Raw genomic sequence first — 14,586 nt, 5'->3', positions numbered from 1 at the left:
TCTCTGAACATAATCAAAAAACAGAATCTAACGGGCCACATTTACGACTATTCGGCCACGGCTCTGGCCTTCGAGGATAGCGGATAAAGCTGAAGGCAGTTCCCGAAGAGATATTTCCCGGCTCATCGACTCGAGTGATGCCGGCTTTAAATCAGTGGCCAGGCGATGCCATAGATGCTTCCGAAGCTTGTTGGAGCAATAGACAGAATCAATGCCGAGCAGATTAACGCTCCGGAGAATAAAAGGAAACACGGTCGTGGGAACGTTAGCACCGCCGGTGAGACCGCTGACGGCTACACTTCCCCCGTACATGGTGTTGCTTAGAATAGAGGCCAGGGTGCGTCCGCCTACCGCATCCACAGCCCCGGCCCATTGTTGAGTTCCCAGGGAACGAATTTTTTCCGGGGCCACGTCTTCGCGGGACAACATGTTTTGAGCTCCCAGCTGCCGGAGATAAGCATGTTCGGACGTTTTCCCGGTGCTAGCGGTCACCTGATAGTGTTTTTTGGCAAGCATGGCGACAGCCATACTGCCGACCCCGCCCGTAGCTCCGGTGACTAATACGTTTCCTGATTCAGGAGTAAGTCCGTTGTTTTCCAGCTGGTAAATGGATAAAGCGGCGGTAAAACCAGCGGTACCAAGCGTCATGGCTTCCTTCAGCGTGAGGTTATCCGGAGCCGGAACAACCCAGTCCCCAGGGACGCTGGCATACTCACTATAACCACCGTGGTGAGAAACACCTAATCCATACCCGGTCACAATCACCCGGTCATCGATCTGATAACGCTCATCTTTCGAAGCAACCACCGTTCCAGCGAGATCCACACCTGGAATGAGGGGATAAGATGGAGCGACCTTGCCTTCCGGATGAGCGGCAAGGCCATCCTTATAATTGACACTGGAATAATGCACGCGTATGGTGACGTCTTCCTGAGGAAGATCGGTAAGAGATAAATGTTCCAATTGACTGGTAAAGTGATCATCGGTTTGGTTGACCATAAGTGCCTGAAACTGGGTTGTCATGGAAAAACTCCTTTCAACAATCAAGTATGAATTGATATTAGTATAACCGAAATTATACTGACTGGTCAATTTAATTCATCCGGATAAATTAAAAATTTGGTTTCGGTCATGTTCCTTTAGTACAATAAGAAAAAAAGCAATGGAGGTAATTGTCGATTATGGCCCAAAAAGCAGAAAGACGAAAAAAGCAACTGTTGAAAGCGGCATTTCAAGCGGCTTTTGAACATGGATATGAATCGGTAACCTTACAGGACATCGCCGATGAAGCAGGCGTGAGTAAAGGGGTGATCAATTATTACTTTCAAAACAAGGCCGACGTTTTTGTGCAGTTATTTTCATGGCTGACGGCGAAAATTTATGAAAAGGAAGCCGCTTCGGTGGAAAATAAATCTACGGCGGTGGAAAAACTGGAGGCATATATCAACCAGGTATTTATCAGTCCGGAAGAAAATAAAGCTTTTTACCGTGTATACCTGGATTTTTTGACCCAAATAAAGCATGACGCACGATATCAGGAAATTAACCAGCAATTTTATGAAAACTGCTGGTCGCTTGGAAGAACTATTATTCATCAGGGCCAGAAAGAAGGAGCATTTTACGTAGAGGATGTGGAACAGTCAGCCATTACACTCCGCTGTATGATCGACGGGAGCTTGATTCAATGGTTGATGCAGGAAGATGATGATTTGCACGGATATTACCGGCATCTTTGTTGGGATGCGATTCTCCGCATATTAAAAGCGTAATGACCCCGTTAACTATCAACGGGGCGACCTCCCCTATTAGTGTTTATCCTAATTGATTAAGTATTGAAATTGTTAATGAAACACGTTGGGTAAATAATTTCTTGAAACCATTCAATTACATAAAGCTTATGGGTGGCTGTTTTCCATAATGAATCGACTTTCAAAAAATTTCATTTATCGTAAAAATTTTCAAAATATAACGTTAAATTGCTATAGCCCCAGGCGTATGACCAGCCAGGGTAACCTAAAAAAGTGGCTGCACTAAAAAAGGTAGCAGCGAAAGATAAACCTAAAACGTAGGGACCAAGGTTCCCTCCGCTAATTGCAAAATCCTGGATTGTTTTTGTTTTTTTTGCAGCGTAAATACTTAAGAAAATCATAACGACAGCAAATAAAGCTATTTGACCCCATAATAAAATCTGTAAGTTTTCCATTACCTTCTCCTTTCTATACGTACTTGACTAATGTAATGCAATAACCATGCCAATGTTCCATACCTATACGTAGAGGGATATTACTGTGAATGAAAAAATATTATGCATTTGTACATAAAAAAGATAGACAATTCAATGTCCATCTTCATTAACGCTTCGTAATTTCGCTAGTTTTCGACTTATCGTTGATTGATTAACATGCAGGGCTTCAGCGATTTGGGTGATGGTAGAATATTTTTCTTGCGCAAGTTTTAGTAGTTGTTCCTCTGCTGATTCTAAGCATGCTTTCAAAGGCATAATATCTTGCACTAATGTAGTGCTCGAGGAGGAAATATTAGTTTTTATGATTTCTGGAAGGTCTTCTGGTTCAATAAGGTTTGATTCAGATAAGACAACCATTCGTTCAATAATATTTTGTAATTCTCTTACGTTTCCAGGCCAATCGAATAGCTGAAGTTCGTTCATAACCTTAGGGGAAAGTTTTTTTGAAGAATTATATTTATCGTTTAACTTATCCATAAAATGAAAAGCTAATGGTGAAACATCTTCTTTTCTTTTACGCAGAGCAGGGATAGATATTGGTATGACATTTAACCGATAATAGAGATCCTCCCGAAAGCTTCCTTTTTTTACTTCTTTTAGTAAATCTTGATTCGTAGCAGTAATAATACGAACGTCAATGGTTATAGGAGTTGTACTTCCTATTCGAGTGATTTCTTTTTCCTGCAGGACGCGCAATAATTTTACTTGGAGCGAGAAGGGCATTTCAGAAATCTCATCAAGAAAAAGCGTTCCATGGTGAGAAAGTTCCATCAATCCCTTTTTGCCAGAGGGGTGGGCTCCAGTAAAAGCTCCTTTTTCATACCCAAAAAGCTCTGCCTCTAATAATGTTTCAGGAACAGCACCACAATTAATCTTAATATAAGGTTTCTTTGAACGTTTACTATTTTCGTGTAAATAAGTAGCTATTTCTTCCTTCCCAACACCGGATTCGCCAGTAATTAATACCGTTGAATCAGCTTGAGCTACTTTATCTGCAATCCGGATGGTTTTTTCCATTTCTTGACTTCGGTAGATGATTTTATTTTCTTTCCGATGTTTTTCTCTTAATGATTCTAATTCGAGTTTGTAAGCTTCAGCCAAGTTTTTTGTTTCGGAAAGCTCAGATTGTAGCTGATTTATCTCTGTAATGTCTCGAGAAGCATTAACTACGCGTTTAATATTTCCTTCAGGGTCTTGTATAGGAGTACCTACGACCATAAGTCTTTTTCCAGTTTTAGTGGATTGGATCGTCGATACTTTTTTTCTTTTTTCTAACACGAGTCTAGTAACTGAGGGGGTGTATACGCCTTCGCTTTCAAGTCGTGAAGTGTTTTTCCCAATAATTTCTTTAGGTTCTTGATCCCATAGTTGTTTTGAAGCAGCACTAACACGAAGAGTTTTTCCTTTATAGTCAGAGACATAAATAACATCAAAAGAAGAATCAAAAATGGCTTTTAAGTCTTCACTATGCTCCTGATATGCATGAATTTGCTGAAGGACTGATTGGTTAATGATCTGAAATATGATTAGGACTTCTTTTTGGCCAAATGAAAAAAAAGAAAAAGTGAATTGTTCTTTTTCTATGGTTAATGTGATATTTTCGATTGATTTTCCCATAGATAAAACTTTTTTAACTTGTTTTGTTACATTGTCGTATTGCAAGAACTCTGTACAACTTAAATGATTTGTCCACTTACAGCGTAAATGCTCGTTGATCAATATGTATTTGAGGTTATTGAAAGTGAAAAGCTCTTGAGACAAATCTTGTTTCTGAAACTCAAAAAATTCTTGTTCGTTTTCCAATTTATTCATCTCCATTCCAATAAAAGGGTTTTAAGCAGTTTAGCACCAAAGAAAAAGAACTGCAATTTTCGTTATGTCTAAACGCATGCATTTAATGCGTATTTGCATAAAGATAGTATTGAAAAATAGAAATAGTGCAATTTATTTTTCATAAATTGGGGGCTTACACGTTTGGTCGATAGATAAATCCTATTATTAGCTTTCTTCGATTTCTATGAAGATTTTCAAAGAAAAACTTGAAAACCTTTATGCCACTGATTGACTTGAATTGAGGGTCTTTCATTTTATAAAAATAGAAGCCTGAAATAAGAAAATGTCAGAAGTCCACAAATAATGAAAACGCATTTATTTCTTTTGGCATAATTATTGCATTAATTTAAAAAGAATTTCTATTGAACAAAAAGGAGTGATATTTTAAAAATCTTCTTAGGCTGAGGAGTTATCTTATATTTATTAAAAGTAATAAAAAGGATGGACGAGGTGACAAGTTTGAAGCATGTAAAAGTAATTGCTACTGGGGGCACCATTGCCTCTCTTCCTAAAAATAATGAGGGGGTTTCTGCTTCATTATCAGGAAAAGAATTAATAAAAAAAATTGGCATTGAAGGAGATATTGAGGTTAAATCTTCTGTGACTCTTGGAAGTTACACTTTTGACTACAAAACTCTCTACTGTATTGCTGTGGATGTAATAGAGGCTTTGAAAGATCCAAATGTGCAAGGTGTAGTTATAACTCATGGCACTGATACTATGGAGGAAACTGCTTATTATTTATCATTGGTGACTAGTAACTATGATAAGCCAATCGTACTTACAGGAGCTCAATTGGATGCTTCTCATAGTTTTAGTGATGGAGCCAAAAATTTAAGCGATGCCATTACCGTAGCAAAAAGCGAAAAATCTATTGGAGTAGGAACATGCGTTGTTTTCGGAGGTTTTATATATGAAGCTCGGGATGTTCATAAGGTTGATACTAATGCATTGGAAGCTTTTTCATCACCAGGATGGGGACCGATAGGCAGAGTAGACAATCAAAAGCTCATATTTAAGAGAAGCATAAATGAATCAATCTTTATACCTTTGGAAGTGCCTGCTCCAGTTGCTCTAGTTCGTTTAGGTATCGGACTAGACGGAGAAGAATTTAAGCGACTAACAAATGGTTATAGGGGAGTGGTAATTCAAGCTTTTGGTAGAGGAAACGCTCATTCTACAATTACTGAGGTAGTAAAGGAACTTGTGTCTAAGGATATTCCTGTAATTGTTACTTCCAGATGTATAAGAGGCTCTGTTTTACCTGTATATAGTAATGGTGGAGGAATAGACCTTGAAAAAGCTGGCGCATGGTTTGCTGGAGATTTAGCAGGAGAAAAAGTTAGACTACTGCTAGGGTTACTAATAGCTAATAAAAAATCCTTCAATACTATGCAAAACATCTTGGAAAAAGTAGTATGAGACGAATTAATAAAAAACAAACGGAGGTTTTTTAATTGGCAGCTAAAGAAATTTATGTATCTTACGGAGTTGACGTTGACGCGGTTGCGGGTTGGTTAGGTTCTTACGGCGGAGAAGATTCACCTGATGATATTTCCAGAGGGTTATTTGCTGGAGAGATAGGAGCGCCGAGGTTGTTAAACCTTTTCAAAAAATACGATATTAAAACCACATGGTTTATCCCTGGCCATTCAATCGAAACATTTCCAGAGCAAATGAAAATGGTTCATGAAGCTGGGCACGAGATAGGGGCTCATGGTTATTCTCACGAGAACCCTATCGCTATGACACCAAAACAAGAAGAAGAAGTTTTATTAAAATCAATTGAATTGATAGAAAATTTGACTGGAGAAAAACCAACTGGCTATGTGGCACCTTGGTGGGAATTTTCGAATGTAACTAATGAGCTATTGCATAAGCATAATATTAAGTATGATCATAGTTTAATGCACGATGACTTTAGTCCTTATTATGTAAGAGTAGGGGATGAATGGACAAAAATTGATTATAGCAAAGAGGCTAGTGAATGGATGAAGCCATTAAAACGTGGCGAAAAGACAAGCCTCGTTGAAATTCCGGCAAACTGGTATCTAGACGACTTACCTCCAATGTTGTTTATTAAAGGCTCTCCAAATAGCCACGGGTTTGTCAATCCGAGAGATATTGAACAAATGTGGAAAGATCAATTCGATTGGGTATATGAGAACATGGATCAAGCGACTTTCTCGATGACCATTCACCCTGATGTAAGTGGAAGACCTCAAGTTTTAAAAATGCATGAACGTTTGATCGAATATATTAATTCACATGAAGGGGTGAAATGGGTAACTTTTAACGAAATTGCCAATAATTTTATTAAACGAAATCCAAAATAAGTATTAAATCGTGCCTCAAATATTATTAATTTGGGGCACGCTTAATAAGGGGTGAAAACATGTGCGTATTATGTGGAGAATTTATAGAACAAGTACATTGGACTGATATAGAGCGTAAAAAACTAGATACAATCGTTGCAGGAGAATCTCAACGAGAACGAAAAAGATCCAGGCTTTTAAGAACAGAAATTTGCAATGATGTGCTTGAATTTTATGGCCTTACTATTAGTGAGTGGAATAATAGTAAGTTTCTATTAAAAAGTAGAACAGGGAAAATGGCAGTCATTCATGATTTAGGACAAATATGGTTTTATGCTGAAAAAATGGCAGGGATGTCCATTGATCCACTAAACGAACATTTAATTAATAATTTAAATAAAGGGTGAGTTTTAATGAAAGCAAAAATCCCAGTCACTATTATGACCGGGTGTCTCGGAAGTGGAAAAACTACGGTGCTTAATTATTTATTACAACAAACAAATAATCAAAGAACGGCAATTATTGTAAATGAATTTGGAAAAGCTGGATTGGATCATCATTTGTTAAGAGAATCTCAGGAAAAGATTTCGTTAATTAACTCTGGATGCATGTGTTGCAACTCAAGGGAAGACTTAGAAAATGAATTAAAAACGTTGCTTTTTGAACATGAAAGATATGCGCAAGGTTACGAGAAAGTGATTATTGAAACTACGGGCTTAGCCGATCCTGCTCCAATTGTTTTTACTATTATTAACAACCCTATACTGAAGAATCATTTTGAAGTCAATTTAATTATTAGTGCAGTAGATGCTAAAAATGCACAATTGCAGTTGTTAAACAGCAAAGAATTCGTAAAACAAATTAGTGTAGCAGACCATGTCGTTTTAACTAAAAATGATTTAGTTTCAAATTCTATAACAAATCAAACAATAAAATCTATCAATAACATTAACCCGACTGTTTCTATATTCGAAGCAAATCATGGAATTGTCGACTTAAATGTATTAGAAAAAAACTTATTAGAAGAGCCAGATTACAAAAAATATGGAAAATATTCTAGTATTCATCAGGATGGCCAGGCTTCTCAAGTGAACTCCATATCTTTCACTTTTGACAATTCATTAAACTGGACAGCATTTACAGTATGGTTGAGTTTACTTTTACACACTCACGGCGAAGGTATATTAAGAGTGAAAGGAATTTTAGATGTAGGGGAGGAGGCTCCAATAAATCTCAATGGAGTCCAACATATTATCCATCCTCCAGAGCATTTAGAAGCTTGGCCTGAAAATACAAACCAATCTTTTATCGTATTTATAGTCAGAGAAATTGAGCCAATAAACATTCTTAATTCATTGAAAGCTTTTCAAAATAGAATTGGAAGCACAGTAAATTTAATGGAATACCAAGAAAGAGTATAAAATAAAATCAAGAGCTAAATAGGGTAAAAAGGCTCTTTGGCTGGAGAGTGTTGGACAAAAAGCATGGTGGGGAGCGATTCATCGATGGCAATGATCACCACCGTTTTCCCATTTGTTAACTGCACCGTGGCCCCTGCGGAAAAATACCCAGCAATTCACAGAACGCACGAACATACCGGGGGTCTAAGGGCCCCACTTCTTCTCGTATCATGTGTACCGCCCGATACGAAGAAAGGGCTTGAAGGTACGGACGGTCCAGGGTTAAAGCCGAATAGATGTCCACGACCGCCAAGAGCCGTGCCGGGTCTTCAAGGTCGGAGGCCAATGCCTCATCCGGATAGCCACTGCCGTCCAGGCGCTCATGGTGCTCTTGAGCCATGCTGATCGCGTTGGCCGAAAATCTGTTGGCCTTCAAAGGGTCATGCCCCTTTCGAGGATGGGTTTTGAGCGGTTGCCATTCTGTCCATATAGGTGCTTCTGTTTTCATTAAGACTGTTCGGGAAACAGTCGTCTTGCCTATATCATGAAGCAGCAAACCTGAAGCGATCTCCTGGATATTCGGCCATTTTAATCGGTGAGCAAGCAGTGAACCTAAGACAAAAACATTAAAGGAATGACGGGAAGTATACCTGTCCCACCTGGCCAATTGGTGAAATAACTGCCGGGTAGCAGCGTCCTGCATCAGCGAGTGAAAGAGCTGTTCGAACCATTGATAATGAGAAGGGTCATACAATTTCCCTCCTAAACGATAAGCCTCGTCCAACCCCAGAGTATTTTTAAAAATAAGCGTCGGTCTGTAAGGTTTATGGTCATACCTTCCCTCCTCGATGTCTAGCATAGACTCTTCCCACACCCTTTAGAATGACAATAGTCACGTAAGATAAAAAATCCCCAACGTAGGCTCAAACGCTGAGGATCCATAGAACTAATACCATGCTTATTCGTACATGCATTATAGCTATTGTTCGTTTCTTACCCTAAAGAGACATCTAGAATCATCATGATGCTAAACCCCACCATCAAAGCAGCAGTGGTAAGACGAACATGGCCGCGTTCCTGGGAAGCCGGAATGGCTTCTTTGGCCACCACAAAAATCATGGCTCCAGCCGCAAAACTCAACGCATAGGGAACCAAAGGTTCGATGACGACGACAGCCCAAGCACCAAGTAAGGCGGCTACGGGTTCGACAAATCCGGAAAACTGCCCATAAAAAAAGCTTTTCTTTTTGCTCATCCCTTCTCGTTGAAGGGGCAAAGAGACCGCTGTGCCTTCGGGAAAGTTCTGGATGCCAATACCAATAGCCAAGGCAATGGCCCCTGCTAAACCGGCTTCCGAAAAGTTGCCGGCTAAAGCACCAAAAGCAACCCCGATGGCTAAGCCTTCAGGAATATTATGCAGGGTGATCGAAGAAACAAGCATAAACGTCCGATGTTTGGAACGAGGATCTTTAATCTCGGGAAAGTAACGGTCCGGGTCAAGCATAGGAACGACTTGGTCTAATAACAAGAGAAAGGCCCCTCCTAGCAAAAATCCTATGACGGGAGGCACGAAGGGTAATATTCCTTGTTCTTCCGCCATTTCGATGCTTGGGGCCAATAGGGACCAAAAACTAGCGGCAATCATTACGCCCGCAGCAAACGCGAGCATACTATCCATAAAGCGCGTAGAATCTTTGTTGCTAAACCATACGAGGCTAGCACCAGCAGCAGTCATGAACCAGGTAAATAATGTTCCTATCAATGCCTGCCATACGGGAGATAATTCGATAAACCAGTCTACCACATTGAACAACTCCTTCGAGAAGATAAATGATATAAAAGCCCGTTTTATGATCGATATTCGTCTGAAAAACAGGTTCCATACGCAAACATTTCATTACTAATAAAATGTTGCTTTAGGGCAATACTATTACGTTAAGGAAAAAAGTACAACCGATGTAGGACCTGTTTGATGAGATGGATGAGCCATATGGCTGCTTCATAGTCAAAAAAACAATAATTTTGTCCGACGATGAACATGTGGATAGATGAATCATTCAAACAATGGTTTGACTAACAAAACGATATGATGTAAAGTTCAATTAAATGATTACTTAATTGTATAGGGGAGGAATATAGATGACTACGAACAAAGAAGCTTGTGATATTTATTGTTATGATCCGGAAAAAGTGGCTCGTATTCAGGCGCACCTGGCACCTGTAGAGGCCCGGGAGACGGCCCAATTGTTTAAAGTGTTAGCGGATGAAACGCGATATAAAATCGCGTATGCGTTAAATGTTGAAGGAGAGCTGTGTGGGTGTGATCTAGCAAATATTATTGGCTCTTCCACTGCTACGGTCTCTCATCATCTGCGTATTCTTCGCAACACGGGAGCGGTAACATACCGAAGAGAAGGCAAGCTCGTATTTTATGAACTGACGAGTTCGAGGCTTCAACAGTTGCTTGGGGGAAATAACCCACAGGCGAAAGGGGAGCCTCTTCATGTCTAACACCACGAACAAGAAGCAAACAGCTACGCCCGTGAAAGAACAAGAGACGCCGAGGGAGGGCTCCCGAGCTCAAAGGAAGCTCACTTTTGATTTGCAGCCCGCTCCCACGCAGGAGGCTTGTTGCGGGGAAGAGCAAGTATCTTCATGTTGCTCGTCTTCGGAGACCGCTTCGGCGAAGGAAGCAGACACTTGCTATGGATCTTCAGAAACCGCTTCGGTGAAGGAGGCAGACGCTTGCTGCTTGTCTTTGGAAGCCACTTCGGCGAAAGAAACAAACACTTGCTGCGCATCTTCGGAAACCACTTCGATGCAGGAAGCGGAAGCCAACTGTGCGTCTGCAGCTACGGAGGAGCCAAACACCTCGGCGGACGCGGAACCGTTGTCGTCGGCCACACTCTCGTATCGCGTGGAGGGCATGGACTGTCCGTCTTGTGCATCCACGTTGGAAAAAGGGCTGGGCCGTATTGCCGGAGTGAAGGCGACCGATGTGCGATACCCAAGTGGTCAAATGCATGTCACGACGGACGGAAGTGTGGAAACCGAGGCGGTGGAACGAATGGTCCAACAGCTGGGCTATACCCCTTATGCTTTTCAGGCTCAGGAAACAGAAACGTACCGGGTCCACGGGATGGACTGCGGGGCCTGTGCCACTACCATTTCTAAGCATATGGCAAACGTGGACGGGGTACGGGATGTTCAGGTGCATTTTGCGACAGGTAAAATGACTATCGCTCATGACCGGACGCCGGGCCTCATCGTCCAGGAAGTCCAGCGGGCAGGATACGACGCGGTGGCTCCGGAGGAGTCGAATTACGAACCGGCGACTTCTCGTCGCTCGCGGGTATCCACCACGATGCTTTCGGGGCTGTTGCTGTTGGCTGGCGTGGGGACTTCGTTGGCCCCTGGGCCCGAAAGTTTCTCCATCCTCTTGTATCTAGCTGCCATCGCGATCGGCGGGTTTAAACCGGCTAAAAGTGCTTATTATGCGGTGAAGAACCGCTCCCTGGACATGAATGTATTAATGATTGGCGCCGCCATTGGTGCGGCCCTCATTGGCGAATATTTTGAGGGTGCACTGGTCGTATGGCTGTTCGCGCTTGGCAATCATTTGCAACAGCGATCGGTAGCTAAAACACGGGACTCTATTCAGGACTTGATGGACTTAGCCCCTGCCCAGGCCTGGGTGCAACAAAACGGAAGATGGGTTCAGCAACATGTGGACCAAGTAGCGGTGGGTCAGACGATTCTGATTAAACCGGGAGAAAAGATTCCTTTGGATGGAACGATTCGCGAGGGCGATTCGATGATTGACCAATCTCCGATTACCGGCGAATCCCTGCCAGTGGATAAAACGACGAACGATCCTGTTTATGCGGGCACATTGAATGACTTTGGCACCCTGGAAGTGCAGGTCACCGCTCGCCCGAAAGATACGACACTGGCTCGGATTATTCATTTAGTGGAAGAAGCCCAGGAACAACGAGCACCGACAGAAACCTTTGTGGACCGATTTGCAGCAATTTATACGCCCCTGGTGTTTGCTGCGGCTCTCGGAACGATGGTGCTGCCTCCGCTCTTTGGAGCAGGGCTGTGGGGCGAGTGGGTGTATCGCGGTTTGGCTCTCCTAGTGGTGGCCTGTCCGTGTGCCCTGGTCATTTCCACTCCGGTAGCGATCGTTTCCGCCATTGGCAATGCGGCCAAACAAGGCGTGCTGATCAAGGGCGGGGCCTTTTTAGAAGCTGCTGGACGTCTGGATGCGCTGGCGTTTGACAAGACCGGGACGTTGACCGAAGGAAAGCCGGTCGTCGAACATGTTCAGGCCGTCGAGGGGGAAGACAAGCACTTGCTGGCCGTAGCGAGAACGCTGGAAGCTTACTCCAACCATCCTATTGCACGGGCGATCGAACAGTATGTGGAAGATCAACACATCGATCTGATGCCCGGGCAACAGTTTTCCACCGTTCCCGGGAAAGGTGTTCAAGGAACCATCGATGGCATCGAATATTTTGCGGGTAAACCGGGGTGGATGGAAGAGATCGGCGTCCCAGTAGCCGCCATTCAACAGGATGTTCAGCGGCACCAGGAGGAAGGCGTCACGATAACCATCATCGGCAGCCGGGATCATGTCATTGGTTATATTGGGGTGGCGGATGCGATACGTTCGGTGTCTTCATCTGCGATCGCGTCCCTGCATCGTCACGGGGTCCGCGAGTTAACGATGCTCACCGGGGACCATGAAGGTACGGCAGCCAAAATTGCTCAACAGGCCCAGATGGATCGATATATGGCGAATCTCCTCCCCGAGAATAAAGTCGATGCCATCCGTGCCCTGCAGCAGGAAGGCCGACGGGTCGGCATGGTCGGGGATGGCATTAATGACGCTCCGGCGCTGGCCACAGCCGATATTGGCATCGCGATGGGCGGCGCCGGAACGGCCACCTCCATGGAAGCGGCCGATGTGGTATTAATGGCTGATAACCTGGAAAAGCTTCCGTATACGATTCGGTTAAGCCGCAAAGCATTAACCATTATTAAGCAAAATGTATGGTTCGCGATTCTCATTAAAGTTGTCGCTATTGGCCTGATTGTTCCGGATGTCTTAACGCTATGGTTGGCCGTCCTGAGCGATACGGGAGCAGCACTTATCGTGATTCTGAACAGTCTTCGGCTGTTCCGGATATCTTAATCGAGAAACCAACCGGGGCCAATCGGATCAAACTACGCGTCGAGCAGTTATGCTTGGCGCGTTTTTTATCAGGGCCCCAATGGTCCATGGGAGAAGAAAGGAAGGGGGACCATGCTAACGACCATCGGAACAGCTTCGGTGCTTTATTTAGCCACGGCGATTGATCTAGTGGTGTTACTTTTGCTCTTTTTTGGTCAGGCTAACACAAAGAAACAGTATGGCCAGGTTTATCTCGGGCAGTACATGGGCTCGTTGGTGCTTATCGGTGCCAGTCTGCTTTTCGCTTTTGTATTACGCGTGGTCCCGGAGGACTGGATGTTGGGCCTATTGGGCCTGATTCCATTGTACCTGGGGATTAAAATCGCCCTCATGGGCGATGAGGATGACGTGGACCAGCAACTGCATCAGCACCAGCGAACAAACCTCTCCACGACGGTTGCCCTCATTGTCATTGCCAGCTGCGGCGCCGATAATATTAGCTTATTTGTGCCTTATTTTGTTTCCATCTCGGTGCCGGCCCTGATGACCACGCTGGCCACCTTCGCCGTATGGATTGTGGTATTGGTATTTAGTGCCCAGCAATTGAGCCGTCTGCCTGGCGTATCGCCTGTGATCGAACACGTGGGCCGCTGGGTCATGGTGGTGATTTACATCGGTTTGGGGTTCTACGTGCTGATCCTGCAAGGCACCGTTGCGATCGTATGGTCGTGGATCACTGGATAAAAAGCTTTGAGGAGGCAGGCCCTCGTTTGTCAAGGCGCATGCTCTATGGTTTGGGGAAATCATTCTCCTCCAAGTAATCTCCTTATCGTTCGACGTATCCTATGGTAACAAGCCGGAGAGTTGGTTTTTTCATACCGAATTAATGGTTAATAGACCGTGCCACCGTTGATCGAACGGTGGGCTTGCTGCCTAGGGCGCGCCCGTATGTCTTGTCGATTCCGGTGTGTGTCGTTATGATAGTCATACTGCCATTGTTAGTCCAAATGTAAGAACAACGAATGGGAGGGGCCCTGAATGAAGAAAATGATGAAGTTGACAATCGCAATAGTTCTAACTGTGGGATTAATAGCTGCTTGTGGGGAGAATGAAGAGAAAGATACAAGCTTTTTTGCTGAAAATGACTGGGCTGAGCTAGACGTAGTTGAGAAAGAAATAGGCTCAGATTTCGAATCTATAAACGTAGAAAATAAGGAAGGAAATAGTCGAGTGATTATTTATGCAAACAATGGCAATCCTGAATACAAATCAATATATATTTTGGACGAAGAGCGTTTAAAGATTGTTAGCATTGGGGAACAAGGTGAGGATCAAATTTATAATGACGTTATTCGTTGAAGTTGATCAAAAGCTGAACGATTGATTAAGTATAAATAGAAATATAAGCACGAATCGAACTCACATCATCAAGTAGATAGCGAAAATACGTCAAATTCTCAAACGGCTTGCCCTTGATATTCCAATGGGGCAAGCCGTTTAAAGTTTTTCGACGGCGAAAACCAAGTAGAGAAGGAATTATATAGAATTTGCTTCGCTATCAGAGAAATATAAACATCCTGCTTCAACTAGGTTCGCTTTGTTTCTAGCAGGTTAACTT

The 14,586-nt window shown here is 43.1% G+C and carries 14 protein-coding genes; 9 read left to right on the top strand and 5 right to left on the bottom strand.

Features of this window, described 5'->3' with window-relative positions:
• Positions 1–27: 27 nt before the first annotated feature.
• Positions 28–1,023 (bottom strand): acrylyl-CoA reductase family protein, encoded by a 996-nt coding sequence (locus B5066_RS01035; protein ID WP_079474107.1) that lies wholly within the window; start codon positions 1,021–1,023, stop codon positions 28–30.
• Positions 1,024–1,181: 158 nt separating this feature from the next.
• Between B5066_RS01035 and B5066_RS01030 the strand changes: the two genes are divergently transcribed.
• The gene (locus B5066_RS01030; protein ID WP_079474106.1) at positions 1,182–1,769 is read left to right on the top strand and encodes a TetR/AcrR family transcriptional regulator; all 588 of its coding nucleotides are present in this window, start codon (positions 1,182–1,184) and stop codon (positions 1,767–1,769) included.
• 170 nt (positions 1,770–1,939) lie between these two features.
• Here the strand turns inward: B5066_RS01030 and B5066_RS01025 are convergent, their stop codons facing one another.
• Together B5066_RS01025 and B5066_RS01020 are read right to left on the bottom strand one after the other, a co-directional pair.
• Positions 1,940–2,203, bottom strand: coding sequence for a sodium:solute symporter family transporter (locus tag B5066_RS01025; RefSeq protein WP_143745365.1), 264 nt, complete (start codon positions 2,201–2,203; stop codon positions 1,940–1,942).
• Positions 2,204–2,335: 132 nt separating this feature from the next.
• A complete protein-coding gene (locus B5066_RS01020) occupies positions 2,336–4,048 on the bottom strand; it encodes a sigma-54 interaction domain-containing protein (RefSeq protein ID WP_179123998.1) in 1,713 nt (570 codons plus the stop codon).
• A gap of 489 nt (positions 4,049–4,537) precedes the next feature.
• Here B5066_RS01020 and B5066_RS01015 point away from each other — a divergent pair, with 489 nt between their 5' ends.
• Genes B5066_RS01015 through B5066_RS01000 form a run of 4 tightly spaced genes read left to right on the top strand, consistent with a single transcriptional unit; the run spans position 4,538 to position 7,814 of the window.
• Entirely contained in the window at positions 4,538–5,500 is a 963-nt protein-coding gene (locus B5066_RS01015; RefSeq protein WP_244897317.1) for an asparaginase, read from the top strand.
• Between the two features lie 35 nt (positions 5,501–5,535).
• Positions 5,536–6,414, top strand: coding sequence for a polysaccharide deacetylase family protein (locus B5066_RS01010; RefSeq protein WP_079474103.1), 879 nt, complete (start codon positions 5,536–5,538; stop codon positions 6,412–6,414).
• Between the two features lie 59 nt (positions 6,415–6,473).
• Entirely contained in the window at positions 6,474–6,800 is a 327-nt protein-coding gene (locus tag B5066_RS01005) for a hypothetical protein (RefSeq protein WP_079474102.1), read from the top strand.
• Positions 6,801–6,806: 6 nt separating this feature from the next.
• Positions 6,807–7,814, top strand: coding sequence for a CobW family GTP-binding protein (locus B5066_RS01000; protein ID WP_079474101.1), 1,008 nt, complete (start codon positions 6,807–6,809; stop codon positions 7,812–7,814).
• 115 nt (positions 7,815–7,929) lie between these two features.
• Here the strand turns inward: B5066_RS01000 and B5066_RS00995 are convergent, their stop codons facing one another.
• Complete coding sequence (locus B5066_RS00995) at positions 7,930–8,547, bottom strand: HD-GYP domain-containing protein (RefSeq protein WP_179123997.1); 618 nt, start codon at positions 8,545–8,547, stop codon at positions 7,930–7,932.
• Between the two features lie 239 nt (positions 8,548–8,786).
• Positions 8,787–9,596, bottom strand: a complete 810-nt coding sequence (locus tag B5066_RS00990; protein ID WP_079474099.1) for a ZIP family metal transporter — start codon at positions 9,594–9,596, stop codon at positions 8,787–8,789.
• 335 nt (positions 9,597–9,931) lie between these two features.
• Between B5066_RS00990 and B5066_RS00985 the strand changes: the two genes are divergently transcribed.
• The 4 genes from B5066_RS00985 (at position 9,932) to B5066_RS00970 (ending at position 14,327) form a co-directional block, all read left to right on the top strand.
• Positions 9,932–10,303: an ArsR/SmtB family transcription factor gene (locus B5066_RS00985; protein ID WP_079474098.1), complete on the top strand. Its 372-nt coding sequence runs from the start codon at positions 9,932–9,934 to the stop codon at positions 10,301–10,303.
• Positions 10,296–12,989 carry a heavy metal translocating P-type ATPase gene (locus B5066_RS00980; RefSeq protein WP_079474097.1) on the top strand — a complete coding sequence of 898 codons (2,694 nt, stop codon included), beginning with the start codon at positions 10,296–10,298 and terminating at the stop codon, positions 12,987–12,989. Before B5066_RS00985 ends, B5066_RS00980 begins: the two co-directional genes overlap by 8 nt.
• A gap of 111 nt (positions 12,990–13,100) precedes the next feature.
• Positions 13,101–13,712, top strand: a complete 612-nt coding sequence (locus B5066_RS00975) for a CadD family cadmium resistance transporter (RefSeq protein ID WP_079474096.1) — start codon at positions 13,101–13,103, stop codon at positions 13,710–13,712.
• Between the two features lie 294 nt (positions 13,713–14,006).
• Positions 14,007–14,327, top strand: a complete 321-nt coding sequence (locus B5066_RS00970; RefSeq protein WP_079474095.1) for a hypothetical protein — start codon at positions 14,007–14,009, stop codon at positions 14,325–14,327.
• Positions 14,328–14,586 lie beyond the last annotated feature (259 nt).

Source organism: Marinococcus halophilus, assembly GCF_900166605.1.
GTDB classification, from domain to species: domain Bacteria; phylum Bacillota; class Bacilli; order Bacillales; family Marinococcaceae; genus Marinococcus; species Marinococcus halophilus.
Note: the sequence above shows the minus strand (reverse complement) of the source record. Positions and strands in the feature narration are given on the sequence as shown.

Coding starts and splice junctions, on each gene's coding strand:
- B5066_RS00970 (WP_079474095.1), top strand. CDS start 14,007: ATGAAGAAAATGATGAAGTTGACAATCGCAATAGTTCTAACTGTGGGA.
- B5066_RS00975 (WP_079474096.1), top strand. CDS start 13,101: ATGCTAACGACCATCGGAACAGCTTCGGTGCTTTATTTAGCCACGGCG.
- B5066_RS01000 (WP_079474101.1), top strand. CDS start 6,807: ATGAAAGCAAAAATCCCAGTCACTATTATGACCGGGTGTCTCGGAAGT.
- B5066_RS01005 (WP_079474102.1), top strand. CDS start 6,474: ATGTGCGTATTATGTGGAGAATTTATAGAACAAGTACATTGGACTGAT.
- B5066_RS01035 (WP_079474107.1), bottom strand. CDS start 1,023: ATGACAACCCAGTTTCAGGCACTTATGGTCAACCAAACCGATGATCAC.
- B5066_RS00985 (WP_079474098.1), top strand. CDS start 9,932: ATGACTACGAACAAAGAAGCTTGTGATATTTATTGTTATGATCCGGAA.
- B5066_RS01030 (WP_079474106.1), top strand. CDS start 1,182: ATGGCCCAAAAAGCAGAAAGACGAAAAAAGCAACTGTTGAAAGCGGCA.
- B5066_RS00980 (WP_079474097.1), top strand. CDS start 10,296: ATGTCTAACACCACGAACAAGAAGCAAACAGCTACGCCCGTGAAAGAA.
- B5066_RS01025 (WP_143745365.1), bottom strand. CDS start 2,203: ATGGAAAACTTACAGATTTTATTATGGGGTCAAATAGCTTTATTTGCT.